General features: G+C 63.3%; 28 protein-coding genes, 1 other RNA gene and 1 pseudogene. 13 read left to right on the top strand and 17 right to left on the bottom strand.

What is annotated here, in order from left to right:
* Positions 1-15: 15 nt before the first annotated feature.
* On the bottom strand, positions 16-855 hold the full coding sequence (locus tag A4R29_RS27220) for an AAA family ATPase (protein WP_063173258.1): 840 nt from the start codon (positions 853-855) through the stop codon (positions 16-18).
* Between the two features lie 148 nt (positions 856-1003).
* On the opposite strand from A4R29_RS27220, the gene ssrS reads away from it, so the two are divergent.
* From ssrS to A4R29_RS27200, 4 genes are all read left to right on the top strand, one after another.
* Positions 1004-1159: non-coding RNA, 6S RNA (gene ssrS / locus A4R29_RS27215), on the top strand.
* Positions 1160-1255: 96 nt separating this feature from the next.
* Positions 1256-1843, top strand: a complete 588-nt coding sequence (locus A4R29_RS27210) for a 5-formyltetrahydrofolate cyclo-ligase (protein ID WP_024502903.1) — start codon at positions 1256-1258, stop codon at positions 1841-1843.
* A gap of 70 nt (positions 1844-1913) precedes the next feature.
* Positions 1914-2738 carry a TIGR00282 family metallophosphoesterase gene (locus tag A4R29_RS27205; protein ID WP_024502904.1) on the top strand — a complete coding sequence of 275 codons (825 nt, stop codon included), beginning with the start codon at positions 1914-1916 and terminating at the stop codon, positions 2736-2738.
* 74 nt (positions 2739-2812) lie between these two features.
* Positions 2813-3574: a TerC family protein gene (locus A4R29_RS27200; RefSeq protein WP_013529109.1), complete on the top strand. Its 762-nt coding sequence runs from the start codon at positions 2813-2815 to the stop codon at positions 3572-3574.
* 166 nt (positions 3575-3740) lie between these two features.
* Here A4R29_RS27200 and A4R29_RS27195 read toward each other — a convergent pair.
* A pseudogene (locus tag A4R29_RS27195) lies at positions 3741-4207 on the bottom strand (SRPBCC family protein).
* 16 nt (positions 4208-4223) lie between these two features.
* Positions 4224-4706 carry an SRPBCC domain-containing protein gene (locus A4R29_RS27190; RefSeq protein WP_063173257.1) on the bottom strand — a complete coding sequence of 161 codons (483 nt, stop codon included), beginning with the start codon at positions 4704-4706 and terminating at the stop codon, positions 4224-4226.
* Positions 4707-4758: 52 nt separating this feature from the next.
* Here A4R29_RS27190 and A4R29_RS27185 point away from each other — a divergent pair, with 52 nt between their 5' ends.
* From A4R29_RS27185 to A4R29_RS27175, 3 genes are all read left to right on the top strand, one after another.
* Positions 4759-5082 carry an ArsR/SmtB family transcription factor gene (locus A4R29_RS27185; RefSeq protein ID WP_024502907.1) on the top strand — a complete coding sequence of 108 codons (324 nt, stop codon included), beginning with the start codon at positions 4759-4761 and terminating at the stop codon, positions 5080-5082.
* Between the two features lie 213 nt (positions 5083-5295).
* Positions 5296-6045: a YebC/PmpR family DNA-binding transcriptional regulator gene (locus tag A4R29_RS27180; protein WP_013529113.1), complete on the top strand. Its 750-nt coding sequence runs from the start codon at positions 5296-5298 to the stop codon at positions 6043-6045.
* A 17-nt stretch (positions 6046-6062) separates the two neighbouring features.
* Entirely contained in the window at positions 6063-6359 is a 297-nt protein-coding gene (locus A4R29_RS27175) for an Rdx family protein (RefSeq protein WP_145923786.1), read from the top strand.
* Between the two features lie 15 nt (positions 6360-6374).
* On the opposite strand, the gene A4R29_RS33425 is transcribed toward A4R29_RS27175, so the two are convergent.
* Entirely contained in the window at positions 6375-6524 is a 150-nt protein-coding gene (locus A4R29_RS33425; RefSeq protein ID WP_013529115.1) for a glycine zipper domain-containing protein, read from the bottom strand.
* Positions 6525-6545: 21 nt separating this feature from the next.
* Positions 6546-7025, bottom strand: a complete 480-nt coding sequence (locus A4R29_RS27170; protein ID WP_013529116.1) for an anthrone oxygenase family protein — start codon at positions 7023-7025, stop codon at positions 6546-6548.
* A gap of 126 nt (positions 7026-7151) precedes the next feature.
* On the opposite strand from A4R29_RS27170, the gene A4R29_RS27165 reads away from it, so the two are divergent.
* Positions 7152-7793 (top strand): TetR/AcrR family transcriptional regulator, encoded by a 642-nt coding sequence (locus A4R29_RS27165; protein WP_063173255.1) that lies wholly within the window; start codon positions 7152-7154, stop codon positions 7791-7793.
* A 128-nt stretch (positions 7794-7921) separates the two neighbouring features.
* Here the strand turns inward: A4R29_RS27165 and rpmE are convergent, their stop codons facing one another.
* A complete protein-coding gene (gene rpmE / locus A4R29_RS27160; protein WP_013529118.1) occupies positions 7922-8143 on the bottom strand; it encodes a 50S ribosomal protein L31 in 222 nt (73 codons plus the stop codon).
* Positions 8144-8349: 206 nt separating this feature from the next.
* Between rpmE and A4R29_RS27155 the strand changes: the two genes are divergently transcribed.
* Positions 8350-10149 carry an ABC transporter transmembrane domain-containing protein gene (locus tag A4R29_RS27155; protein WP_027162537.1) on the top strand — a complete coding sequence of 600 codons (1800 nt, stop codon included), beginning with the start codon at positions 8350-8352 and terminating at the stop codon, positions 10147-10149.
* A gap of 27 nt (positions 10150-10176) precedes the next feature.
* On the opposite strand, the gene A4R29_RS27150 is transcribed toward A4R29_RS27155, so the two are convergent.
* Positions 10177-11664: a carboxypeptidase M32 gene (locus tag A4R29_RS27150; protein ID WP_063173254.1), complete on the bottom strand. Its 1488-nt coding sequence runs from the start codon at positions 11662-11664 to the stop codon at positions 10177-10179.
* 140 nt (positions 11665-11804) lie between these two features.
* Here A4R29_RS27150 and A4R29_RS27145 point away from each other — a divergent pair, with 140 nt between their 5' ends.
* Complete coding sequence (locus tag A4R29_RS27145; RefSeq protein ID WP_063173253.1) at positions 11805-12158, top strand: DUF1304 domain-containing protein; 354 nt, start codon at positions 11805-11807, stop codon at positions 12156-12158.
* A 76-nt stretch (positions 12159-12234) separates the two neighbouring features.
* Here the strand turns inward: A4R29_RS27145 and A4R29_RS27140 are convergent, their stop codons facing one another.
* From A4R29_RS27140 to A4R29_RS27100, 9 genes are all read right to left on the bottom strand, one after another.
* Positions 12235-12669, bottom strand: a complete 435-nt coding sequence (locus A4R29_RS27140; protein WP_013529122.1) for a hypothetical protein — start codon at positions 12667-12669, stop codon at positions 12235-12237.
* 238 nt (positions 12670-12907) lie between these two features.
* Positions 12908-13939, bottom strand: a complete 1032-nt coding sequence (locus tag A4R29_RS27135) for a peptidoglycan -binding protein (RefSeq protein ID WP_063173252.1) — start codon at positions 13937-13939, stop codon at positions 12908-12910.
* Between the two features lies 1 nt (position 13940).
* On the bottom strand, positions 13941-14966 hold the full coding sequence (locus tag A4R29_RS27130; protein WP_013529124.1) for a MotA/TolQ/ExbB proton channel family protein: 1026 nt from the start codon (positions 14964-14966) through the stop codon (positions 13941-13943).
* A 104-nt stretch (positions 14967-15070) separates the two neighbouring features.
* A complete protein-coding gene (gene trhA, locus A4R29_RS27125; RefSeq protein ID WP_027162532.1) occupies positions 15071-15757 on the bottom strand; it encodes a PAQR family membrane homeostasis protein TrhA in 687 nt (228 codons plus the stop codon).
* Between the two features lie 104 nt (positions 15758-15861).
* Positions 15862-16662: an inositol monophosphatase family protein gene (locus tag A4R29_RS27120; RefSeq protein ID WP_013529126.1), complete on the bottom strand. Its 801-nt coding sequence runs from the start codon at positions 16660-16662 to the stop codon at positions 15862-15864.
* Positions 16663-16747: 85 nt separating this feature from the next.
* Entirely contained in the window at positions 16748-17314 is a 567-nt protein-coding gene (gene efp, locus A4R29_RS27115) for an elongation factor P (protein WP_013529127.1), read from the bottom strand.
* A 173-nt stretch (positions 17315-17487) separates the two neighbouring features.
* Positions 17488-18528, bottom strand: coding sequence for a tetratricopeptide repeat protein (locus tag A4R29_RS27110; protein WP_013529128.1), 1041 nt, complete (start codon positions 18526-18528; stop codon positions 17488-17490).
* A gap of 1 nt (position 18529) precedes the next feature.
* A complete protein-coding gene (locus tag A4R29_RS27105) occupies positions 18530-19177 on the bottom strand; it encodes a thiamine phosphate synthase (protein ID WP_024502915.1) in 648 nt (215 codons plus the stop codon).
* Positions 19178-19311: 134 nt separating this feature from the next.
* Positions 19312-20229 carry a DMT family transporter gene (locus A4R29_RS27100; RefSeq protein ID WP_027162529.1) on the bottom strand — a complete coding sequence of 306 codons (918 nt, stop codon included), beginning with the start codon at positions 20227-20229 and terminating at the stop codon, positions 19312-19314.
* 135 nt (positions 20230-20364) lie between these two features.
* Here A4R29_RS27100 and A4R29_RS27095 point away from each other — a divergent pair, with 135 nt between their 5' ends.
* The 3 genes from A4R29_RS27095 to A4R29_RS27085 all read left to right on the top strand — a co-directional run bounded on the left by A4R29_RS27095 (position 20365) and on the right by A4R29_RS27085 (position 22527).
* Positions 20365-20844: an Lrp/AsnC family transcriptional regulator gene (locus A4R29_RS27095; RefSeq protein ID WP_013529131.1), complete on the top strand. Its 480-nt coding sequence runs from the start codon at positions 20365-20367 to the stop codon at positions 20842-20844.
* A 65-nt stretch (positions 20845-20909) separates the two neighbouring features.
* On the top strand, positions 20910-21638 hold the full coding sequence (locus A4R29_RS27090) for a class I SAM-dependent methyltransferase (protein ID WP_063173251.1): 729 nt from the start codon (positions 20910-20912) through the stop codon (positions 21636-21638).
* 118 nt (positions 21639-21756) lie between these two features.
* Positions 21757-22527, top strand: coding sequence for a sulfite exporter TauE/SafE family protein (locus tag A4R29_RS27085; RefSeq protein ID WP_013529133.1), 771 nt, complete (start codon positions 21757-21759; stop codon positions 22525-22527).
* A 34-nt stretch (positions 22528-22561) separates the two neighbouring features.
* Here the strand turns inward: A4R29_RS27085 and A4R29_RS27080 are convergent, their stop codons facing one another.
* Positions 22562-23113, bottom strand: a complete 552-nt coding sequence (locus tag A4R29_RS27080; protein ID WP_063173250.1) for a DUF2269 family protein — start codon at positions 23111-23113, stop codon at positions 22562-22564.
* Positions 23114-23335: the final 222 nt, after the last annotated feature.

The following is a 23335-nucleotide window of genomic DNA, read 5'->3' as shown; positions in this document are numbered from 1 at the left end:
CCAGTGCCCGGCGCCTCACCCTTGCCTGCGCGCCATGAAGGCAAGCCGCTCGAACAGATGGACATCCTGTTCGTTCTTCAGCAATGCGCCATGCAGCTTGGGCAACGCGTTCTTCGGGTCGGCGCGCAGATCCTCGGGCGCGATGTCGTCGGCGACCAGCAGCCTTATCCAGTCGAGCGCCTCGGAGGTCGACGGTTTTTTCTTCAGCCCCGGCACATCGCGGATCTCGTAGAACTGGGTGAGGGCTGCCCGAACCAGGTTCTGCTTGATGCCGGGATAGTGGACGTCGACGATTCTGTGCAGCGTGTCGACGTCGGGAAAGCGGATGTAATGGAAGAAGCAGCGGCGCAGGAACGCGTCCGGCAACTCCTTCTCGTTGTTGGAGGTGATGATGACGATCGGCCTGACGGCGGCGCGGATGGTTTCGCCGGTCTCGTAGACGAAGAACTCCATCCGATCGAGTTCCTGCAGGAGATCGTTTGGGAATTCGATGTCGGCCTTGTCGATCTCGTCGATCAAGAGCACGACCTTCCTGCCGGCGGCGAAAGCCTCCCAGAGTTTGCCGCGCTTGATGTAGTTCCTGATGTCGTTAAAGCGCTCGTCGCCCAACTGGCTGTCGCGCAGCCGCGAGACGGCATCATATTCGTACAGGCCCTGCTGCGCCCGCGTCGTCGACTTGACGTGCCATTCGATGAGGTCGAGGCCGAGTGCAGTCGCCACCTGGCGGGCCAGTTCCGTCTTGCCGGTGCCGGGCTCGCCCTTGACCAGCAAGGGCCGCTCCAGCGCGATCGCCGCATTGACGGCCACCATCAGATCCTTGTCGGCGACATAGGCCGCCGTGCCTTCGAAACGCATTCTTGCTCCTCGGTTGGTCATCGCGACCGTAAGGACGAGCCCGTGCCTGTGCAAGGGTGAGGTGTTGGCGGCGCGAGGGCCTGAACCCAACACGGAAAGAGTTCCCGTCTCACTGGCGCTTAGCCGGCCGGCAGCCTATATTGGGCGGGACGGTCTGTGCTTCCCGGCAGGAGAACATTTTCCCCGGGGCCTTAACGATCCTTAGGGAGCTGTCCCTGGGAAGACCCGTGGGTTTTCTCACACGGCGCCCACCTACTTTGTAGGTTCCCGGGATCGCTCTCTCCACCGGTTGTGTGGATCGTCACTTATTGCCACGCGTCCCGCATTTCGGTGGATGATTGCGGTGGAAGACGTCGCTCCCAACACTCCATCCAGATCTGACCTTTTCTACCCTGACTGCATGACCTCTCTCAAAGACCTCAAAAAGCAGCTTCGCCGCGAGGCCCTCGGACGCCGCGATGCGCTCGACGAATTCTGGCGGGTGGAGGTCGCGCTTGAAATGGCAGAGACGGCACGCGATCACCTCCACATTGAGCCGGGCCAGATCGTTTCCGGCTTCTGGCCGATGCGCTCGGAAGTCGACGTCAGGCCGCTGATGTTTGCCTTGCGCGAAAGGGGCGCGCGGCTTTGCCTGCCGGCCATTCTCGACAAAACCACGATCGTCTTTCGCGAACTGGTGCGCGGCGCGCCGATGGTCGAGATGGGTTTCGGCACGGTCGGCCCGCATGAAGAAGCAGAAGTGCTCGACCCCTCGGTGATGCTGGTGCCGCTCGCCGCCTTCGATGCGCGCGGCCATCGCATCGGCTATGGTGCCGGCTATTACGACCGCGCCATCGCCAAGCTGATCGACAAGGGACAGCCGCCGCGGCTGGTCGGCATCGCCTTCGACTGCCAGGAGGTGGCAATGGTGCCGGATGAGGAACATGACGTCGTCATTCCGGAAATACTGACCGAGAGCGGGTTGCGCCGCTTCGCGTCAAAATTGTAGATAAAAGGACGCATGATCTTTCACAGACGTCATGCAGCTTTTGCTTCGCTGACCTTCGGTGCGGGATCATATGAGACTTCTCTTTCTCGGTGACATGGTTGGAAAGACAGGACGGACGGCGGTGTGGGAACAGCTGCCCGGCTTGATCTCCGACTTCAAACTCGATTTCGTCATCGTCAACGGTGAGAACGCCGCCGGCGGCTTCGGCATCACCGAAGATATCTTTCGCGAGACGATCGCGGCCGGTGCGGATGTCGTCACAACCGGCAACCATGTCTGGGACCAGCGCGACGCACTCGCCTTCGCGCCGCGCGAAGAGCGCTTCCTGCGCCCCTCGAACTTTCCCAAGGGCACGCCCGGGCGCGGCTCCGGCGTCTACATCGCCAGGAGCGGCGCGCGCGTGCTGGTCGCCAACATCATGGGCCGGGTGTTCATGCATCCCGAACTCGACGATCCCTTCCAGGCCGGCGAACGCGAGCTTGCCGCCTGTCCGCTCGGCGAGCAGGCGGATGCGGTGATCATCGACTTCCACGCCGAGGCGACCTCGGAAAAGATGTGCTTCGCGCATTTCGTCGACGGCCGTGCCAGCCTCGTCGTCGGCACCCATACCCACCAGCCGACCGGCGATCACCAGATCCTCAATGGCGGCACCGGTTATATGTCCGACGCCGGCATGTGCGGCGACTATGATTCCTCGCTCGGCATGGACAAGGAGGAGCCGCTCAACCGGTTCCTGTCGAAAGTGCCGAAAGGCCGCTTCGAAGCGGCGACCGGACCGGCGACCTTGTGCGGCGTCGGCGTCGATATTTCCGACCGCACCGGGCTGACCGAGCGGATCGCGCCGTTTCGTCGCGGCCCGCGGCTGGAGGAAACCGCACCGTCCTTCTGGTCATGACATTGATATAGGCACGCTTAGTACCTAACTGCCGGCGACACTGCTCTAGATCGTTAAAAGAGGGGACGACCTCCATGCAGCTCATCGAATTCCTGGCGCCGCATTTTCAATTTGTGTCCGATCCAACCGCCTGGGTCGCGCTGCTGACGCTGATTGTGCTCGAGGTCGTGCTCGGCATCGACAATCTGATCTTCATCTCGATCCTGACCAACAAGCTGCCGGAAGCACAACGGGCCCGTGCCCGCCGGCTCGGCATCTCGGCGGCGCTGATCATGCGGCTGGTGCTGCTGGCCACCATTTCGATCATCGTCCAGCTGACCACGCCGGTATTCACGGCCTTCGGCCATGGTTTTTCCTGGCGCGACCTGATCCTGATCGCCGGCGGCCTGTTCCTGGTCTGGAAGGCGACCAAGGAGATCCATCACACGGTCGATCCCGACGACCACAAGGATACGATGATGGGCGAGACGCTGCAGATCAGCCTCGCCGGCGCGATCTTCCAGATCCTGCTGCTCGACCTGGTCTTCTCGATCGATTCGATCATCACCGCCGTCGGCATGACCGACGAGATCGCTATCATGTACATCGCCGTGATCGTGGCGGTCAGCGTGATGATGCTGGCGGCCGGGCCGCTGGCCAACTTCATCGCCAAGAATCCGAGCATTGTCATGCTGGCGCTGGGCTTCCTTTTGATGATCGGCATGACACTGATCGCCGACGGCATGGGCTACCATGTGCCCAAGGGCTACATCTATGCGGCGATGGGCTTTTCGGCATTGGTCGAGGGGCTCAACATGCTGGCGCGGCGACGCAAGAAGCCGGGCGGCGGGCATTGAGGCAAGAGCAGCAGGGACCTTAGCCAGAATCAGCGCGATCAGTTGGCCAAGCTGGCTGAATTGCCTGACAGCGAGATCGATATCTTGGACATTCCGGAAGCTCCGGCCGAGAATTGGATTCAAGCTCGTCGCGAGCAGGAAAAGCGGCGATCCCAAGCCCGCCGGTTCAGTTAGCCGGCACGCCCTTCGGGTGACGGTCGCCGATCAGGTCGAGCGTCAGGCCTTGTTCCAGCCACGCCTTGGCACCGGCCAGCACCAGCGTGAAGCCGCCGGTTGAGCCGACGGCCTCTTTGACCTGCCCGTCGCCATCGCCGGCGAAGCCAAAATTGCGAACCTCGAGAAAAGTTGTCTCGCCAGGCATTTCGGTGAAAGTCCAGACCACGGTGGTCGGCGGATCGCTCCACTGCATGACGATCTTTTCGTTCGGAACGATCTCGCTGACGTCGACCGTCGTCGAGACGCCGTACATGCGCCATTCCCAGTGGATCTGCTCGCCGCTGTCCAGCCGGCCGCTGCCATGGGTAACCAGAATTTTGTGGTGATGGCCGGGTCGACGAAGGCCTCGAACACTTCGGCGACAGGCCGCCGGATCAGCATGCCGGCTTCGGCGGTCGGTTTTTCGTGGATGTCCATGGAATGCTCCTAATGGTCAGATATTGGTCTCGTTGGCGGGTTCGCCTTTCATCTCGCTGCGGTAGTAACCGTCGCGCAAATTGATGCCGTACTCGACATAGGCCTTCATGCAGGCCAGCATCTGCGACCAGCCCTCGCAATTGAGGTAGGACTTCTTCAGGCCGACCGCGCCTTCCTGCCAGCCGCTCTCGGCGATGGTGACGAAGGTGCCGCCATCGTCCAGCGGTTCGAAGTTCATCTCGATGCGGGTTTTGTAGGCCGGCTTGCCGTCCTCATCGGTGGCATCCCAGCGCAGCACGATGCGGCGGTCCTTGACCACTTCGTCGACCTCGACCTGCACCTTGCCCCACCAGACGACGCCGGCGCCGGCTTCCAGCGGGGCGCTGGCGCCGCCGATCGTGGTGAAATAGCCGCTCAGTTTCTTCGGATTGACGACTGCGTCGAAGACGTCGGCGACCGGCTTGCCGATGCGTCCGGAAACACTGAATCCAAGTGACATATCCACAGCTCCTTCCCTTGATCGGTTCAACAATATGTTATATAAACATAACATGTCAAGCCGATCGCAAGACGACAATGTTTTCAAGGCGCTGGCGCATCCGCGGCGGCGCGAAATGCTGGATCAGCTGAAGGACGCGCCGAAGACGACCGGCATGTTGTGCGAGGCCTTTCCCGATATCGATCGCTGCACGGTCATGCTGCATCTGAAGGTGCTGGAGGAGGCCGACCTGATCGTTGCGCGGCGCGACGGCCGCGAGCGCTGGAACCATCTCAACGCGCTGCCGATCAAGCAGATCCACGACCGCTGGATCAGCCAGTATGCCGGCCATGCGCTCAGCATCATCGACCGGCTGAAATCCGATCTGGAGGCGTGAATGCTTGCTGCAGCCCATGGCGCGCGTCCCGTGCGCGGTGCGGCTGGACGAATTGAGCCGATTTATCTATAAGCCGGCCATTCCGACAGAGAACGCCGTGCTTCCAAGAGGTGCACCTGGGACGCTCTGAAATTTTGAATTCGGGCATTGCGGAAGACGAGGTCAGATCACTTCGCTTCGCGATGCTCTAGCCGAGAAGACGACAGGGGTGCCATGGCTGGCCATTCACAGTTCAAGAACATCATGCACCGCAAGGGCCGCCAGGATGCGGTGCGGTCGAAAATGTTTTCCAAGCTGGCGCGCGAAATCACCGTCGCCGCCAAGAGCGGGACGCCCGATCCATCGATGAACCCGCGCTTGCGGCTGGCGATCCAGAACGCCAAGGCGGTGTCGATGCCGAAGGACAACATCCAGCGCGCCGTCAACAAGGCCTCGATGGGCGATGCCGAGAATTACGAAGCCGTGCGCTATGAGGGCTATGGCCCGGGCGGCGTCGCTGTCATTGTCGAGGCGCTGACCGACAACCGCAACCGCTCGGCGTCCAATGTGCGTGCTGCCTTCACCAAGGCCGGCGGCGCGATGGGCGAAACGGGCTCGGTTTCCTTCATGTGGGACCGCGTCGGCGAGATCTATTATCCGGCATCGGCCGGCAGCGCCGACAAGGTCATGGAAGCGGCAATCGAAGCCGGCGCCGACGACGTGGAAACCGACGAGGAAGGCCACACCATCTATTGCGCCTTCGAGAATCTCGGTGAGGTGTCGAAGGCTCTGGAAACCTCGCTCGGCGAGGCAGAATCGGTGAAGCTGATCTGGCGGCCGCAGAACAACGTTCCGGTCGACGAGGAGCGGGCACAGTCGCTGATGAAACTGGTCGCCACGCTCGAGGACGACGACGACGTGCAGAGCGTCTACGCCAACTTCGAAGTCGACGACGAGACCATGGCCAAGCTCAGCGCGGCATGAGCGGAGCTCAGCCCGGCATGAGCGAAAGAGTGCTCCCCGCCATCCGCATCAGCTACTGCACGCAGTGCCAGTGGCTGCTGCGCGCCGGCTGGATGGCGCAGGAGCTGCTGTCGACCTTCGGCACGGACCTCGGCGAAGTAACGCTGGTGCCGGGCACCGGCGGCATCTTCACCATTTCCTGCAATGACGTGCTTGTCTGGGATCGCAAGCGCGACGGCGGTTTTCCGGACGCGGCCAAGCTGAAGCAACTGGTCCGCGATGTCATTGATCCGGACCGCGACCTCGGTCATTCCGATCGGAAGACAAAGGCGTAGAGGCCGCCGCTGCCGTCACTTGCGTCGCCACGCTCCGAAGGCGGCGCCAATCGCAATACCCACGGCGACGCCCATCGGAAGGTCATCCAGAGCGGTGCCGACCGCGGCACCGACACCAACTCCGATTGCCATGCCGAAGGCCATATTCGAATATTGATCCTTCATCGGTGGCTCCACCCATCCTTTTCAACGCGCGGCGAACCAGAAGGATGCCAGCGCGGCTATGCCGCTGATGGTGCGGACATGGTTCCACATCACCCACTCGTTGAGGTAGCGCGACCACAGGCTTGCGCCATTGCTGCTGGCCGGATCGAGGGCGGCGAGCGCATCGTTGAGCGGGACGTTGAAGATCATCGTCACCACCACGATGCCGATGAGATAGAGCAGGCTGCCGGCAACCAGCCAGAGCGAGCCTGGCTGGTTCCAGCCGATCACCGCACCGATGGCGACAACGATGCAGACGAGAGCCGTGCCGAACAGTGCTGTCATGAACAGCGGCGTCACCGCTGTGACGTTGATGGAATTCATCGCGGCAATGCCGCTTGCGGCTGGCATGCGGGCGAGGCCCGGCATGACGAAGCTGGAGAAAGCAAAGAAGACGCCGCCGACGACGCCTGAGCCAAGTGCGGCAATGAAGATGAGAGTGGGAAGAAGTTTCGCGATCATGTCAGTTGCTCCAGATGCCCATTGTGCTTTCCTCCGCATAAACGTGATTAATCCTCACATTTGCAAAACGTGATAAACCCTCGTATTTTTCGAGTCAAGTGATTTTGGCGGCATTTGGAGTCAGGTATGGAAGACGCGGCAACCCCCGTTTCCGCACAGCAGCAGGCTGCTTCACCGCGTCGGGCGCCGAGCCAGCAGCGCAGCCGCGAGCGGGTCGAGCGCATGCTGGCGGCTGCCTCGGCGCTGATCGCCGAGCAAGGCAGCGATGCCATGCGCATGGGTGAGGTGGCGGAGCGCGCTGGGGTGTCGATCGGGTCGCTCTATCAGTTCTTTCCGGACAAGCGGGCGATCATCTGGGCGCTGGCCGAGCGCTACACCGCCGAAAGCCAGTCCTGCATTTCGGCAGCACTGGCTGGCATCAGCGACGCCGAACGCCTGCAGTCCGCGTTTTCAGAGTTGGTCGACATCTATTACCGGCTGTTCCTGGCCGAGCCGGTGATACGCGACATCTGGTCGGGCACGCAGGCCGACAAGGCGCTGCGCCAGCTCGAACTCGCCGACAGCCGCGCCAACGCCGAATTCCTCAGCGCGGTGCTGAAACGGCTGCGGCCGGCAGCCGATCCGGCGACACTGGAAACCACGGCGTTTCTGGTCTGGCAGATGGGCGAGGCCGCCATGCGGCTGGCGATCTCGGTTGAGCGGCAGGAGGGCGACAGGCTGGTCGCCGCCTACAAGCGCATGGCGTTAAGGGAATTGCTGGCCGAGTAGGACCGCGCCGCAACAAAAAACCCGCCACAAGGGCGGGTTTTCGATCTGTGAAAGCTCGTTTGGCTTAAGTTCTTACTTGATGCAAGTCGTTATCCCAAAACCGCTTCGCACTTTTGGGCGACATGCAATTAGATGCCGAAACCTTCGAAACGCTTCTTGAACTTCGACAGGCGGCCGCCGCGGTCGAGCAGGGTCTGCTGGCCGCCGGTCCAAGCCGGGTGGGTGGTCGGGTCGATATCGAGGTTCATCGTATCGCCTTCCTTGCCCCAGGTCGAACGGGTCGTGTATTCGGTGCCGTCGGTCATGACGACCTTGATGGTGTGGTAATCGGGATGGATGTCGGTCTTCATGGTTCGGTTCCTGGCTTGCCGGCGCTGCCGACGGGCATAAGCCTGCGTCGATGCGCCCCTTTTTAAAACTCGAAGCCGCAGCTATTGAGGAGCCACGGCTTCTAAAACGGTCGGCGAGCCTATACATCAGCCGGAATTGAATCACAAGGCCGCGGCAAGCGCATATTGAGGCGCAGACCCCAAGGACGGCTGGAGGAAACATCGGGATGGCGCAAATCACCAGCGCAGACGAGCGCCGGCGTTCGCTCAAGCCGCTCAGGCGCCTGTTCCCCTACATCACGCACTACCGCACGCTGGTCGTCGGCGCCATTATCTCGCTGGTTATCGCGGCGGCAACCACGCTGGCGCTGCCGCTGGCGGTGCGTCGCATGATCGATCATGGCTTCTCGTCGTCCAGCACGACCTTCATTGCCGAATATTTCGCAGCGCTGGTGGCTATGGCCGCCCTGCTGGCGGCAGCATCGGCCGGCCGCTACTATTTCGTCATCACGCTGGGCGAGCGCGTCGTCGCCGATATTAGGCGCGATGTGTTTGCCCACGTGACGACGCTGTCGCCTGCCTTCTTCGACACCGCCCAGTCGGGCGAGATCGTGTCGCGGCTTGCCGCCGACACGACGCAGGTCAAGTCGGCGGTCGGAGCGACGGCCTCGGTGGCGCTGCGCAATGTCATCCTCGGCCTTGGCGCGGTGGGGATGATGGTCATCACCAGCCCGAAACTGTCCGGCCTGGTCATCGCGGCAATACCCGTGATCGTCCTGCCGCTGGTCGCCTTCGGCCGTTCGGTGCGGCGCAAATCACGCCAGGCGCAGGATACGCTGGCCGATGCCACCGCCTATGCCAGCGAGCAGATCGGCGCGGTGCGCACGCTGCAGGCCTTCACCAATGAGAAGCTGGTCACCGGGCATTTCTCGGCTGCGGTGGAAGCTGCTTTCGAGGCGGCACGCTCCTCGATCTTCGCGCGCTCCTTCCTTACCTTCTTCGCCATTTTCACCATCTTCTCGTCCGTCGTGGCGGTGCTGTGGTTCGGCTCGCGCGACGTGCTCGAAGGCTCGATATCGCCAGGCACGCTCGGCCAGTTCCTGCTCTATTCGGTGTTCGCCGCCGGCGCGCTGGGCGCGCTGTCGGAAGTGTGGGGCGAACTTGCGCAAGCGGCGGGTGCTGCCGAACGGCTGACCGAGATCCTGGCCGAGAAGCCGGCGATCCAGGCTCCCGCCGATCCGAAGCCGCTGCCGGCCGTCGCCAAGGGCGCGATCGTCTTCGACAATATCTCCTTCTCCTACCCGGCAAGGCCCGACCGCGCCGCCGTGCACGGCTTAAGCTTTCAGGTCATGCCGGGCGAGACGGTGGCGATCGTCGGGCCGTCAGGGGCCGGCAAGAGCACGGTGTTTTCGCTGATCCTGCGTTTTTACGATCCTGAAACAGGCAAGATCCTGATCGACGGCGTCGATGTGCGCGAGGCCGATCCCGTTTCGGTCCGCCAGCGCATCGCCATCGTGCCGCAGGACGTCACCATTTTCGCGGCAAGCGCGCGTGACAATATCGGTTTCGGCCGGCCGGGAGCCAGCAAGACCGAAATCGAGACGGCGGCGAAGGATGCACTTGCCGATGAATTCATCCTCAAGCTGGAAAAAGGCTATGACAGCCAAGTCGGCGAGCGCGGCGTGACGCTGTCAGGCGGTCAGCGCCAGCGGGTTGCGATCGCCCGTGCCATCTTGCGCGACGCGCCGATCCTGTTGCTCGACGAGGCCACCTCGGCACTCGACGCCGAAAGCGAAACGCTGGTGCAGACGGCATTGGAACGGCTGATGCAGGGCCGCACCACGATCGTCATCGCCCACCGCCTGGCAACGGTGCTGAAGGCCGACAGGATCCTGGTCATGGATGGGGGCTCGATCGTCGAGGAAGGCACGCATCAAAGCCTTGTCGCCAAGGGCGGCATCTATGCACGGCTGGCCAAGCTGCAGTTCGAAACCGGCGCCAGTGCTTTCAGGGGCGCGGCGGAGTAGGCAGATCTGCCGCTGTGGCGACAGCCGCTATGCGGCTCCATAGCGCTGTTTCAGATGGTTCACGAAATAGGTGGCGTTGAGCTTTTCGCCGGTGGCGCGTTCGAGCAGGTCCGGCGTCGACCAGCGTGACCCCTGTGACCAGATTTTTTGGCGGCGCCAGTCGTTGATCGCCTCGAAATTGCCTTTGGCGAGATCCTCGTCGGCGGCAGGATGCTCCCGCGTCAGCGCCGCCCATTGCTGTGCCGCCATCATCGCGCCCAGCGTGTAGGAGGGGAAGTAGCCGAAAGCTGCCCCTGGCCAATGCACGTCCTGCATTGGCCCGTCGGCTGGGTTGTCGATGGTGGAAAGGCCGAGGTAGTCGCGCATCTTGGCGTCCCAGGCTTCGGGCAGATCGGCCACCTCCAGCCGGCCCGAGACGAGTTCCTGTTCCAGTTCGTAGCGCAGGATGACATGCAGGGGATAGGTCACCTCGTCGGCATCGACTCGGATCAGGCCGCGTCCGACGCGATGCACGTGCGGCAGGATGTCGTCGAGCGACCAGGCTTCGCCGAGATGCTTTTCAACCACTGGCAGCGCCCAGCGCCAGAAGGCCGGGTTGCGGCCTAGCTGCTTCTCGACGAACAGGCTCTGGCTTTCATGCACGGCCATGCCGCGCGCTTTGCCGAGCGGCCAGTGCGACCATGCCTTGGGCAGGTTCTGTTCGTAGAGCGCATGGCCGGTCTCGTGCAGCACGCCCATCAGCGCCGACAGGAAGTCGGACGTCTTGTAGCGGGTGGTGATACGCACGTCGCTCGGCACGCCGCCGCAGAAAGGGTGGTGCGACACCGACAGCGACCCATGCGTCAGGTCGAAGCCGACTGCCGCCATCATGGCAAGGCCGAGCTCGCGCTGCCGATCGATCGCATAGGTGCCCGAAAGCGGCTTCAGCGGGCGCTTGCGCTGCCGTGCGTCCTGGATCGCCAGCGCCTCCGGCACGAAACTTTTCAGAAAAGCCTTCAGGTCGCTGAACACAGGCGTGATGTCGGCGGTGCGGTTGCCGGGGTCGTACTGCTCCATCAGCGCGTCATAGGGGGCCAGGCCGAGCACATCGGCACGCAGCGCCGCCTCCTCGCGCACCAGCGCCACGACGCCCTCCAGCGCCGGCTGGAAGCCTGCCCAGTCGTTCTTGGCGCGCAGGCCGCGCCACAGCTGCTCGCAACGCATGCGCGCGGTCGTCTGGCGTTCGACGAATTCGACCGGCAGGCAGGTCAGGTTGGTGTATTGCCGCCGCAGTTCCGAGACGGCGGCGCGCTGCTCCTCCCCCAGCGCTTCCTGTTCGGCCGCTGCGATCCAGTCTGCTATCTCCGGCGCCGTTGCCCTGGTGTGATACATGCCGGCCAGTGCCGACATCGCCTCGGCACGCTTCTCGCCGCCGCCGACGGCCATGTGCGTGGCCTCATCGGCACCGAGGATGGCCAGCGCATGCTCGAGCGCTTCGAGCTTGTGACCGAGGTCGTCGAGTTTCTGAAAGGACATGGCGACTTCCGTGATTGGGACGGCGCGAAAAGACACCAACGCAAAAGCGTTGGCAACCCTCGGATGCCGTCCGGCAAATGCACCTTGCGCAGGCGAGGCCGCGCATGAAATGCTGCCGGCAACACATCAAGGGGGGAAAAATGATCGGCAACATCCTGGTCGGGCTGGTGGCCTTGATCCATGCCTACATCGTCTATCTGGAGATGGTGCTGTGGGACACGCCGCGCGGGCACAAGGCTTTCAACCTGACCCCGGAATTCGCCAGTGCCTCGAAAGTGCTCGCGGCCAATCAGGGACTCTATAACGGGTTCCTCGCCGCCGGGCTGATCTGGGGGCTATACCTTGGTGCGGCCGGTTTCCAGGTCAAGGTCTTCTTTCTGGCTTGCGTGGCCATTGCCGGCCTCTATGGCGCGGCAACGGTCGGGCGCAAGATCCTGTTCATCCAGACCGTGCCGGCGGTGATCGCCCTGATCGTGGTGTGGCTCGGCTGGTAAAAAAGGGCGCCCGCGGGATCGCTTTCGAAGGCGCCAGGCGGTTCCTTCCTCTTGGACCGTTTCGGGCGCTATGGCCTCAGCCGTTCGGGTAATTGCCGCCGTCGGCGCCGTCGCCGATCATGAAGCCGCTGCCGGTGTCGATCATCAGCCGCTGGTCGACATTGTCGAGACGGCGCAGCAGCTCATGGTATTGCGCGGCCGGTATCCTGCCGTGATCGGAGGCGGCGACTTTCTCTGCCGCCTGACTGATGTGGGCCGTGCGCATTTCCAGGCGTTCCGCCACAGCCGGGGTGATGTTGTTGGCCTGTCTTGCGTCCACGATGCCCTGCCGGACGCCCTGCACCTGTTGGATAAGCGCCTCGACACGCGGGCCAGTCATATCGGTTGGATCGGTCGCGTCGAGAGCGCCCTTGTGATGGCCCGCGGCATAGGCGCCGGCAAGCGGAACGGCGATGAGGAGCGCCGTGAGTGTTGCAGTTCTAAGCGAGGTCTTGGGAGTGAAAGAGCGCATCACGCGTCTCCTCTTGTAGAGGGAGGCGGCGGTTGTCCGCCTGCCTTCCAGCCTTGGGCCGTCCGGTTCCGTCGCGTCGCGATGAGGGGGATTCATCGCCGGCGGTTCTCGGCCCGGGCGGCAGGCTAGGACCGCCCTGCGACAATGTGTAATTAAAAAAAGATAATCTTTTCAGGCCTTGCCGGTCTCCATCTGCGCCCTAGGGTTGAGCCGGCGAACAAGTTCGCGTGATTTTGGATCAACGTTCGGTGAGCTTCAGTTCAATACGGCGGTTCTTGTTGCGCGCCTCTTCGGTGTCGGCGGGATCGAGGGGCTGGAACTCACCGAAGCCTGCCGCGACCAGGCGGTTGGCCGGCACGCCGTTCTCGATCAGAAATTTCACCACCGAGGTCGAACGCGCCGTCGACAGTTCCCAATTGTCGCGGTAGCGGCCGGTGCCGGAGAGCGGCTTGTTGTCGGTATGGCCGTCGACGCGCAGCACCCAATTGATCTCGGGCGGGATTTCCTTCTGCAACTCGATGATGGCGTCGGCGAGTTTCTTCATCTCGACCTTGCCGGCATCGTTGATCACCTCGGAGCCCGTCGGGAACAGCACTTCCGACTGGAAGACGAAGCGGTCGCCGACGATGCGGATGTTCTCGCGGTCGGCGAGGATTTCGCGCAAACGGCCGAAGAAGTCGGAGCGGTAGCGGTTCAACTCCTGTACGCGCTGCGCCAGCGCGACGTTGAGGCGGCGGCCGAGATCGGCGATCTTGGTGTTGGAATCGCGGTCGCGGATTTCGGAGACGTTGAGCGCATCCTCGAGCGCGCCGATCTGCTTGCGCAGTGCCGCGATCTGCTGGTTGAGGATCTCGACCTGGCTCAGCGCCTGCTGGCTGATCTGGCGCTGGCTGTCGAGTTCGCCGCCGAGCGCTGCTGCACGCTGATTGGCGGCGTCGCCGGCACCGGCACCTTGCGCCAGCAACTGTTCGAGCCGGCTCTTTTCCGCTTGCGCGGCCGACAGCGACGCCTGCAGATTGGCCAGGGAATCATCCTTGTCCTGCGCCGTCGAGCGCTCCAGCGCCAGCAGTTGGGTCAGTTCGTTGATCTGCGAGTTGAGGCGCGAGAGCGCCGTATCCTTGCCGGAGATTTCGCGTCCCAGCAGGAACTGCGCCAGCACGAAGACCGTGAGCAGGAACATGATCGCCAAAAGCAGCGTCGACAGCGCGTCGACGAAGCCCGGCCAGTAGTCGATGCGGCGATCGGTGCGCCGGCCCCTGGCGAGTGCCACGTCAGTGCACTCCGGGCTTCTTCAGGGCATCGGCGATCTTTTCCAGCGTGTTGCGCATCGCCTTCTGCTCGTCGGACTGGGCCTCGACCCAGTCGCGCATGATCTGCTGTTCCGAGCGCATATTCTTGACCAGGCCGGAAATGCCGTCGGCGAGATTGGCCATGGCGGTGGCGACGCGCGGGTTGGAGCCGCCGCCATTCTCCTGCATCGAGCGCAGCCGTTCCGACAGCACCCGGATCTCGTCGGAGGATTCGGTTTTGGCCGGGTCGGCGACGACGATGTCCGACGACAGGTCGGTGACCGAGGAAAGCCAGTTTTCCAGTTCGGTGTAGAAGCGCGTCTGGGCGCGGCCGGCCTGCAGGTCGAGGAAGCCGAGCACCAGCGAGCCGGAGAGGCCGAACAGCGAGGACGAGAAGGCGGTGCCCATGCCGGCCAGCGGCGCCGAAAGCCCCTGCTTCAGGGAATCGAGCACCGCGGCGGCGTCACCGGTGCCGGGATCGAGCGATTCGATGGTTTCGCGGATCGAGCCGATGGTGTTCAACAGTCCCCAGAAGGTGCCGAGCAGGCCGAGGAACACCAGCAGGCCGACGAGATAGCGCGAGGTGTCGCGGCTTTCGTCGAGGCGCGTGGCGATGGAATCGAGCATGGTGCGCATCGAACTGGTCGAGAAGGCCATCGCCGAGGAACGGCCGATCATCGCCTTCATCGGCGCCAGCAGCACCGGTTCGGTCGTCTCCGAGCCGGCACGGAAGGAGTTGACCCAGCGCACTTCGCGAAACAGTCGCCCAACCTGGGCGAAGGCCAAAAGGATGCCGACCACCAGCACGCCGACGATCAGGCCATTGAGGCCGGGATTGCTGCCAAAGGCGGTTGAGATCTGTCGGGTGAGGATGGCGGCGATGAAGGCGACGATGACCAGGAATATCACCATGGTCAGCAGAAAGACCTGCGGGCTCGATAATTTATGCGGGTCGTAGATCAGGACATCAGAACGTCTGCCCATGCCGAAGGATCTGAGAAAAGCCATCCGTGCCCCGTTTCCGATGCCGCCGCCGATCACGTAAACCGCGACTCTAAACGGAATTGTGACCAAATTGAATGGCGCTTGGCAATATTGCCGCGTCGATAGTGTCAGAGGCGATTGATGACCAGACAGTCGACCATGGCGGCCAGATGCAGGCTGGCGCCGGTGACGACGAAACCGTGCCACAGCGCATTGTGGAAGCGCAGCCCCTTCCAGGCGAAGAAGATGACGCCGCAGGAGTAGACGATGCCGCCGGCAACGATCAGCGCTATCGATGTCGTCGGCAGCGTCTGGACAAGCGGCTTGACCAGGATGATGCCGCTCCAGCCAATGGCGAGATAGAAGCCGATCGCCAGCCGGTCGAAACGGCCGGGAAAGAACACCTTGATGGCAATGCCCAGCGCTGCCGCGGTCCAGACCAGCACGATCATCCAGCGCGCCAGCGGCGAGCCTTCGAGCTGCGCCAGGAAAGGCGTATAGGTCGCGGCGATCAGCAGATAGATCGCGGCGTGGTCGAAACGCCGCAACACCCATTTTGCCGGCGACGAGACCGGCCACAGATTGTAGGTCATCGACACCGAGAGCACGGTGAGCAGCGAAACCACGTAGAAGGCGGCGGCGATGTATTCGCCGGGACCGACACGAAACGCCGCCAGCGCCAGCAGCGCGGAACCGGCAGATATCGCCAGCACGATGCCGACCGCGTGGACGATACCGTCGGCGATCATCTCGGCACGCGAATAGTGCCAGCGTCCGATGAAGGGGATATCGGGGTAGGGTTCGTTGTCTCTCACTAAGCCGGGTTCCTGCGCCGCGCCCTCCAATCTGGGCGCATGCCGGCCAGTATTTCAAGCTTCCGTTGCGGTTTTGCGACTGCGGCGTATCAGCGCCGTGGCTGTCAACGAGAGGAGAGCGGCTTCTTCACGACCTTGAGCAAAGCGCGCTGGATGATCTCGTTGCCGGCGACGACCGAACCGTTGTCGAGCATGTCCTGGCCGCCATCCATGTCGGAGACGAAGCCGCCCGCCTCGCGGATCAAAAGCAGCCCGGCGGCGATGTCCCAGGCAGACAGGCCGGTTTCCCAGAAGCCATCCATGCGGCCGGCAGCGACATAGGCGAGATCGAGCGATGCGGAGCCGAGGCGGCGGACGCCGGAAACCTCGGCCATGACGTTGCGCAGCTCGACGAGGAAATTGCCGTGGTGGCCGCGGCCGAGATGCGGCATGCCGCAGCCGATGACCGTGTCGACCAGCTTGATGCGGCCGGCGACGCGCAAGCGGCGGTCGTTCATGAAGGCGCCGCCGCCGCGTTCGCAGGTGTAGAGTTCGTCCATCGCCGGATTGTAGATGACGCCGGCAACGATCTGGCCCTGGCGCTCCAGCGCGATCGAAACGGCAAAGAGCGGAATGCCGTGCAGGAAATTGGTGGTGCCGTCGAGCGGGTCGACGATCCAGCGATGCTGGCCGTCGTCGCCTTCGACCACGCCGCGCTCCTCCATCAGGAAGGAATAGCCGGGCCGTGCCTTGGACAGTTCGGCGAAGACGATGTCCTCGGCCTTGCGGTCGGCCTGGCTGACATAGTCGCCGGGGCCCTTCATCGAGACCTGCAGGTTCTGCACTTCGCCGAAGTCGCGCGACAGCGAGCGGCCGGCCTTCATTGCGGCCTGGACCATGACGTTGAGAAGGGCTGAGCGTGCCATAGTGCTTTTTCCCGGTGCTGCGCTTTAAATTCTGCCTCGATGCATGTCGGTGACCCGGAACCGGGCCACTTTTGGGCGACATGCGTCAGTCGGCGCGGCGCACGTAAGTGATTTCGTTGGTGTCGACGATGATGCGTTCGCCGGCGCCGATGAAGGGCGGCACCAGGACGCGGATGCCGTTCTCCAGGATCGCCGGCTTGTAGGACGATGCCGCCGTCTGGCCCTTCACCACCGGGTCGGCCTCGGTGATGGTCAGCGTCACATAGTCGGGCAGCGAAATGCCGATCGGCCGCTCTTCGTAGAGCTGGACCGTTACCATCATGCCGTCCTGCAGGAAGGCGGCGCGATCGCCGACGAAGTCCTTGTTCAATTCGAGCTGCTCGTAGCTCTGGGTGTCCATGAACACCAGGGCGTCTTCCTGCGCGTAGAGGAAGGAAAAATCCTTCAGGTCGAGCCGGATCTGTTCGACCGTCTCGGCCGAGCGGAAGCGCTCGTTGAGCTTGGTGCCGTTGATGAGGTTCTTCAGTTCGACCTGATTGTAGGCGCCGCCCTTGCCAGGCTTGACGGTGTTGGTCCTGACCGCCACCCAAAGGCCGCCATCATGCTCGATGACATAGCCGGGACGGATTTCGTTGCCATTGATCTTGGCCATGATGAGATGATCCGGAATGATGCCTACGGCCACGCCGTCGGTAAGGGATGTTCGCTGGGAAAGCGATTTCGGGCTCCCAAGACCACAAATCGCCAGAAGAGGCAAGGGAGCGGGCAGGTTGCGACCAGGCAAGGGAGCCGGGGTTGCACTTGCAATGACCGTGAGAACCGCCGTCAAGGCAGTCGGTTGGCCTTCTGCAGCGCCTGCTTGGTCTGGTCGTCGTCCAGCCCCTGCAGGAAGTCGTCCATCTGCGGATCGATGAGGCCGGCGCGGCGGGCAATGATGTACCAGGCACCGGCAAGCACAAGGTCCGGATCGGTGCCGATGCCTTGCATATAGAGCTTGGCCAGGCGGTTCTGGGCGGCAACATTGCCGCCCTCCGCCGCCTGCTTCATCCAGCCGAAGGCGGATTTCAGGTCGCGCGCACCGCCGCGGCCTTCGATCATCCAGGCGGCGAGATCGATTTGCGCGGTGTCGTAGTTCTGCCTTGCGGCCTGCGCCAGCAGGCGTCTTGCCTGGGCATCGTCGCGTGGCTTGCCGCCGACACCATTGGCGTAGATCTGCGACATTGCATATTGCGCGTCCGCGAGGCCGGTCGCAGCGGCGCGTTCATAGTAGGAGACCGCCTTGGCCATACCGGCGTCGCCGGGGTCCTGCTGGACCAGCATCTGCGCGAAATTGAATTGCGCCAGCCGGTTGCCGGCTTCGGCTGCGGCCTGCATCAGGGCGTAGGCCTCTTTTCCATCCTTTTTGACATAGCGGCCGTCGAGCAGCATCAGCGCATACTGGAACTGCGATTCCGGCACACCCTGTTCGGCGGCCAAGGCGTACCATTTCGCCGCCTGCGCCGAATTGACCGGTACACCGAGACCTCGCGACAGGATCTCGGCCACCAGGGTCTGCGCCGCCGGATCGCCGTTTTGCGCCCGGACCAATGCCAGATTGTAAGCTGTCTTGTAGAGGCCGCGCTGGAAGGCGCCATAGGCCGCGTCGGCGGGTTTTGCGCCGAAGCGGTCGGGATTGACGGCGTCGGCCGACGGCAGCGGCGCGGGCTCGGCCGTGGTGGCGGGCTGCGGCAACGGCTTGTCGATCGGCTTATCGGTGTGGACGCCGATTTCCGGCTTGGGCTGCGGCAAGGGGATGGTCTCCGCGGCCGCCGCCTGGACCATCAGCACCGCAAGCAGAGCCTGGAGGGGAAGCGTCGCCGATGACATTTCAGTCCTCGAAACGCGGCGCAGTCTCGTCGAGCAGCGCGTTGGCGGTGGCGACCGCTGTCCTGGGGTCGGTGCCGTCGGCGAACACGGCGCTCGACAGCGCCACGAATTCAGCGCCGGTGGCGCCCACGGCTTCGACCGAGGCGATGTCGGATCCGGCCATGACGATGCAAGGGATCTGGATCATGTCCGCCCACCATGCGCCGAGCGACAGGTTGCGCGGGTGCGGTTCGGGCTTGTTGTCGTAGCCGAAGCGGCCGAAGAAAATGTAGTCTGGCCGCGTCTCGCCAAGCTCGAGCGCGTCGTCGCGCGTCTTGGCGCCTCCGGTGCCGACCATCATCTTTGCCTGGAAATGCTCGATCGTCTCGGCGAGTTCGGCCTTGGAGACTTCGACATGGATGCCGTCGGCCTGGACGCGGCCGGCTATGCGGGTGTCGCCGGCGATGATGACAGCAACGCCGGCGGCTTGCGCTGCCGGCACAATCCGTTCGGCGAAAGCCTGGAACGAGGCTTCATCCATGCCGTTCTCGGGCAGGATCAGCGAAGCGACATCGCCACCATCGAATGCCGCGACAATACGGGCCGCCGGCACGCCGGGCGGCGCGATCAGCACGATGCGACAGCGATTGGGGGGCGTTGCTTCATTCATGGTTCTTCGGGTCCCGCGTTTCGCCTATGCCGGGCGAAGATGGTTGGATTGCGGCATAGAGCAAAGTGCCCGCCTTGAACAGGCAGGCAGCCGGGATCGCGATGTTTGATCCGCCGGGCAGCCGGCGGGCCGCTTCACTTGATCGGGTGCGGGCTCGCGACGGGCGGTTTGCCCTTCCACAGCGTCCAGCCGAGATTCATGCCGGCGGCCGCGATCAGGATGGCGGTGGCGCCGACGACCTGGCTCAGATGCAGCCGATGGCCGAAGGCGACGACGTCGACCAGGATGGCGACGACGGGATAGATGAACGACAGCGATCCCTGCAGATGCGTCGGCAGCTTCTGGATAGCGCCGTACATCAGGATGTACATCAGGCCGGTGTGGACGATGCCGAGCGTCGCCAGCATGGTCCAGCTCCAGGCATCGGCTGGAAGCCGGGATAGATTGGCGAACGGCGCCAGCATGACGACGCCGACGCAGACCTGGATCAGCGCAATCAGATGCGGTGGCGTGCCCTTGAGCTTCTTGGTGACGATGGCGGCGACGGCCCAGAAGAAGGCCGCGCCCAATGCCATGACGATGCCGGTGAAATAATCCGTGCCGGCCATGCCGGCATTGGGGCCGGCATCGGGAGCCGACTGCACGATCAGCACCATGCCGGCGAAGGCGATGGTCAGCCAGGTCAGCTTGGTCAGGCTCAGCCGCTCGGCGAAGAAGAGCGCGCCGAAGCCGACCAGCATGAAGGGCTGCGTGTTGTAGACGGCGGTGGCGATCGAGATCGACGCGCGCGAGAAAGCGCTGAACAGCAAAAGCCAGTTGACGACGATGGCGACGCCGCCGAGCGCGGCGATGCCGATGATGCGCAGCGACAGCCTGTTGCGCAGCAACCCCAGCCCGGCGCAGATGATGAGCAGCGTCAGCGCGCCGAAAGCGCAACGCCAAAACACCACATCCATGATCGGCTGGCCGGACAGGACGACGAACCATCCGATCGTTCCCAGGATGGCCATTGCGGCGGACATTTCGACCGTGCCGCGTACTGTCTCGTTCACAACAAACCTCCTTATCGGTTGAGCCGCCATAATCTCATGCGGTCGCGAAGCTTTCCATCAGATTGGAAAGGGTGTATGGCCTATTGGCCTAATTATATTAGGAGAAAGCTCCAAGCTGTCGGGAAAAGGAAAAAGATGCTGGACGATCTCGACCGAAATCTCCTTGAAATCCTGGTCAAGGATGCGCGGACCTCGCTGAAGGAGCTGGCCGCCCAGGTCGGGCTGTCGTCGCCAAGCGTTTCGGAGCGGCTGCGACGACTCGAGGAGCGCGGCGTCATCCGGGCGTTCACCGTCGAGATCGATCCGCTCGCGCTCGGCTATACCTTGCAGGCGATCGTGCGCATCCGGCCTCTGCCGGGCAAGCTGCACATCGTTCAGAAGCTGATCGAGGACATCCCCGAATTCGGCGAATGCGACAAGGTAACGGGCGATGACTGCTTCGTCGCCCGGCTGTTCGTACGCTCGATCGGCGATCTCGACGGGATTCTCGACCGTATCGCCGACAAGGCGGAGACAAGCACCGCCATCATCAAGGCGCAGCCGATCCGGCGGCGGCCGCCACCGCTCGACGCGGCTGCTTCTCGGGATAGGGCAAAGGTCTTGCATGCCTCCTGATCGAGCCGGGTGGAAAGCCGGTGGCCGCTTGGTTAGTGTGCCGACCAAATGAGACCGAGACTGTCATGGCGCAGAACATATACGACCGTGAGGATTTCTTCGCAGGCTACAGCCAACTCGGCCGTTCGGTCGAAGGGCTGGAGGGTGCCGCCGAGTGGCCGGCAATGCGCGCGATGCTGCCCGATGTCGGCGGCTTGAGGGTCGTCGATCTCGGCTGCGGCTTCGGCTGGTTCTGCCGCTGGGCACGCGAGCATGGGGCGGCGCAGGTGCTTGGCCTGGACCTGTCGGAGAAGATGCTTGCCCGAGCAAGGGCCGCCGGCCCGAATGCAGGGATAAGCTATGAGACGGCCGATCTCGATCGGCTCAGCCTGCCGGAAGCCAGCTTCGATCTCGTCTACAGTTCGCTCGCCTTGCACTATATCGAGGATGTGTCGCGTCTGTTCGGGACCGTGCATCGGGCCCTGGCGCCTGGCGGGCATTTCGTCTTTTCGACGGAACATCCGATCTTCATGGCGCCGACCAAACCCGGCTGGGTGATCGATAGCGAAGGCCGAAAGACGTGGCCTGTCGACCAGTATCTGGTGGAAGGACCGCGCAGCACGGACTGGCTGGCCAAGGGCGTCGTGAAACATCACCGCACGATCGGCACCACGCTCAACGCTCTCCTGCAGGCCGGCTTCACCATCGCGCATGTCGAGGAGTTCCGTCCGACATCAGAGCAGATCGCGGCCAAACCCGAACTGGCGGAAGAGCTCGAGCGGCCGATGTTCCTGCTGGTCTCGGCGCGTCGGTAGGCACAGGCCTGCGTCGGCCCGCATGTGCGGCCGCCACGCTCATATTTGCTGTCGCTCCGCCCGACATTCTGGGCTATTCAAGCGTCGACACGCTTTCCCTCCGGACCAGTCCCCTCCCATGTCAGGCCTGCTTCTCGATCCGTGGTTCTATGCGGCCGCCATTCCGGCGGTCATTCTGGTCGGCCTGTCGAAGGGCGGCTTTGGCGGTGCCGTCGGTTTCGTCGGCGTGCCGCTGATGGCGCTGACCATGCCGCCGGTGCAGGCGGCGGCCATCCTGCTGCCGATCCTGTGCCTGATGGACATCGTCTCGGTGTGGACGTGGTGGGGCGTTTACGACCGCAAGATGCTGGTCGACATGATGCCGGGCGCCGTCATCGGCATCGGCCTTGGCTGGCTTACGGCGGCACTGGTGACCGAAGAGGCGGTGCGGCTGATCGTTGGCGCCGTCGCCATCATCTTCGTCCTGCGCTGGCTCTATCTGCAGTTCCGCCACGGCGCCGATCACGCGGCCGCGCCCAACCGCGTGGCCGCCGCCGTGTGGGGCACGGTCGCCGGCTTCACCAGCTTCGTTGCCCATGTCGGCGGTCCGCCCTTCCAGGTCTATGCCTTGCCGATCCGTCTCGATCCGAAAGTTCTGTCGGGCACCGCAGCGATCTTCTTTGCCGCCACCAACGCGCTGAAGCTGGTGCCCTATTTCGCGCTCGGCCAGTTCGACACCGCCAATCTGACGGCATCGGCGGTGCTGATGCCGCTGGCGCCGCTGTCGACCATCGCCGGAGCGTGGCTGGTGCGCCGCATGCGGCCGGAAACCTTCTATCCCTTTACCTACGCAACCGTCGCGGTCGTGGCGCTGAAGCTGCTGTGGGATGGCATTGTCGGCCTGATGTAGAAAGGCCGCCGCGCAGCCGCCCCGTCATTAGGGGTCAGGCGGCGCTTGGCACCAGACGACGGTTGCCGCCAAAAGCCAGTGTCGCGCCGACCATAACGACCAGCACCATGCCGGCAAGGATGCCGATGTCATGCACGGTCGGTTTGAGCACCATGTCCGCAATGATCACCAGCATCACCGCATAGTCGAAACGTGCCGCGCTCATCATGCGCTGGCCGATGGCAAGAACCTCTGGCGTGACGCCCTCTTTGGCGATCATTGCGCCCATGCGCTCCCCGGTCGGCTTGAAGATGAACATGCCGATCGAAAAGGTCGTGGCGTATCCCGCCAGGCCGATGAGTACCCACAAATCGGAGAAGCCGACCCAGAACCAGCACATGATGAGGCCGAAGATCAGCGTCAGCATCGACATCGGCGCAAAGAACCTGCCGCCCAGCTGACCGCTGGCGCGCATTGCCTGCAGCTTTTCCTCGATGTTGCCCGCGCGCTCGGCAAGCATGCCCAGCAGGAACAGTACGAAGCCGCCGCCGACCCACAGAATGGCGGTAGTGACGTGGAGGAATTTGACGATCGAGTACCAGTCCATGGGTTGCTCCTGCAGTGTCCGGTCAGGTTTGCGGCGGCGCCGATTTGCGCCGGCCGTCAGAGGAGCGGGCGTTTAGCGTGGCGCCTGTTTCGGAACGATGTCGCGAAAAATCCGGCTCTGTTTCAGCTTACGGCCAACGCGCGAGGTCGCAGATTGTGAACGCATTATCTGATTTTCTGCTAATGTACGAATCGTCGGGAGGGGGTTGGCGCGACATCGTCT

Source organism: Mesorhizobium ciceri biovar biserrulae (genome assembly GCF_001618845.1).
Lineage (GTDB): Bacteria > Pseudomonadota > Alphaproteobacteria > Rhizobiales > Rhizobiaceae > Mesorhizobium > Mesorhizobium ciceri.
The sequence above is the reverse complement of the archived record's forward strand: the minus strand, read 5'-3'. Positions and strand labels throughout refer to the sequence as shown.

Coding starts and splice junctions, on each gene's coding strand:
- A4R29_RS27120 (WP_013529126.1), bottom strand. CDS start 16,662: ATGGCACGCTCAGCCCTTCTCAACGTCATGGTCCAGGCCGCAATGAAG.
- A4R29_RS27165 (WP_063173255.1), top strand. CDS start 7,152: ATGGAAGACGCGGCAACCCCCGTTTCCGCACAGCAGCAGGCTGCTTCA.
- A4R29_RS27095 (WP_013529131.1), top strand. CDS start 20,365: ATGCTGGACGATCTCGACCGAAATCTCCTTGAAATCCTGGTCAAGGAT.
- A4R29_RS27220 (WP_063173258.1), bottom strand. CDS start 855: ATGCGTTTCGAAGGCACGGCGGCCTATGTCGCCGACAAGGATCTGATG.
- A4R29_RS27085 (WP_013529133.1), top strand. CDS start 21,757: ATGTCAGGCCTGCTTCTCGATCCGTGGTTCTATGCGGCCGCCATTCCG.
- A4R29_RS27170 (WP_013529116.1), bottom strand. CDS start 7,025: ATGATCGCGAAACTTCTTCCCACTCTCATCTTCATTGCCGCACTTGGC.
- A4R29_RS27155 (WP_027162537.1), top strand. CDS start 8,350: ATGGCGCAAATCACCAGCGCAGACGAGCGCCGGCGTTCGCTCAAGCCG.
- rpmE (WP_013529118.1), bottom strand. CDS start 8,143: ATGAAGACCGACATCCATCCCGATTACCACACCATCAAGGTCGTCATG.
- A4R29_RS27145 (WP_063173253.1), top strand. CDS start 11,805: ATGATCGGCAACATCCTGGTCGGGCTGGTGGCCTTGATCCATGCCTAC.
- A4R29_RS27150 (WP_063173254.1), bottom strand. CDS start 11,664: ATGTCCTTTCAGAAACTCGACGACCTCGGTCACAAGCTCGAAGCGCTC.
- A4R29_RS27180 (WP_013529113.1), top strand. CDS start 5,296: ATGGCTGGCCATTCACAGTTCAAGAACATCATGCACCGCAAGGGCCGC.
- A4R29_RS27090 (WP_063173251.1), top strand. CDS start 20,910: ATGGCGCAGAACATATACGACCGTGAGGATTTCTTCGCAGGCTACAGC.
- A4R29_RS27140 (WP_013529122.1), bottom strand. CDS start 12,669: ATGCGCTCTTTCACTCCCAAGACCTCGCTTAGAACTGCAACACTCACG.
- A4R29_RS27175 (WP_145923786.1), top strand. CDS start 6,063: ATGAGCGAAAGAGTGCTCCCCGCCATCCGCATCAGCTACTGCACGCAG.
- A4R29_RS27200 (WP_013529109.1), top strand. CDS start 2,813: ATGCAGCTCATCGAATTCCTGGCGCCGCATTTTCAATTTGTGTCCGAT.
- A4R29_RS27205 (WP_024502904.1), top strand. CDS start 1,914: ATGAGACTTCTCTTTCTCGGTGACATGGTTGGAAAGACAGGACGGACG.
- A4R29_RS27190 (WP_063173257.1), bottom strand. CDS start 4,706: ATGTCACTTGGATTCAGTGTTTCCGGACGCATCGGCAAGCCGGTCGCC.
- A4R29_RS27110 (WP_013529128.1), bottom strand. CDS start 18,528: ATGTCATCGGCGACGCTTCCCCTCCAGGCTCTGCTTGCGGTGCTGATG.
- A4R29_RS27185 (WP_024502907.1), top strand. CDS start 4,759: ATGTCAAGCCGATCGCAAGACGACAATGTTTTCAAGGCGCTGGCGCAT.
- A4R29_RS27080 (WP_063173250.1), bottom strand. CDS start 23,113: ATGGACTGGTACTCGATCGTCAAATTCCTCCACGTCACTACCGCCATT.
- A4R29_RS27130 (WP_013529124.1), bottom strand. CDS start 14,966: ATGGCTTTTCTCAGATCCTTCGGCATGGGCAGACGTTCTGATGTCCTG.
- A4R29_RS33425 (WP_013529115.1), bottom strand. CDS start 6,524: ATGAAGGATCAATATTCGAATATGGCCTTCGGCATGGCAATCGGAGTT.
- efp (WP_013529127.1), bottom strand. CDS start 17,314: ATGGCCAAGATCAATGGCAACGAAATCCGTCCCGGCTATGTCATCGAG.
- A4R29_RS27105 (WP_024502915.1), bottom strand. CDS start 19,177: ATGAATGAAGCAACGCCCCCCAATCGCTGTCGCATCGTGCTGATCGCG.
- A4R29_RS27210 (WP_024502903.1), top strand. CDS start 1,256: ATGACCTCTCTCAAAGACCTCAAAAAGCAGCTTCGCCGCGAGGCCCTC.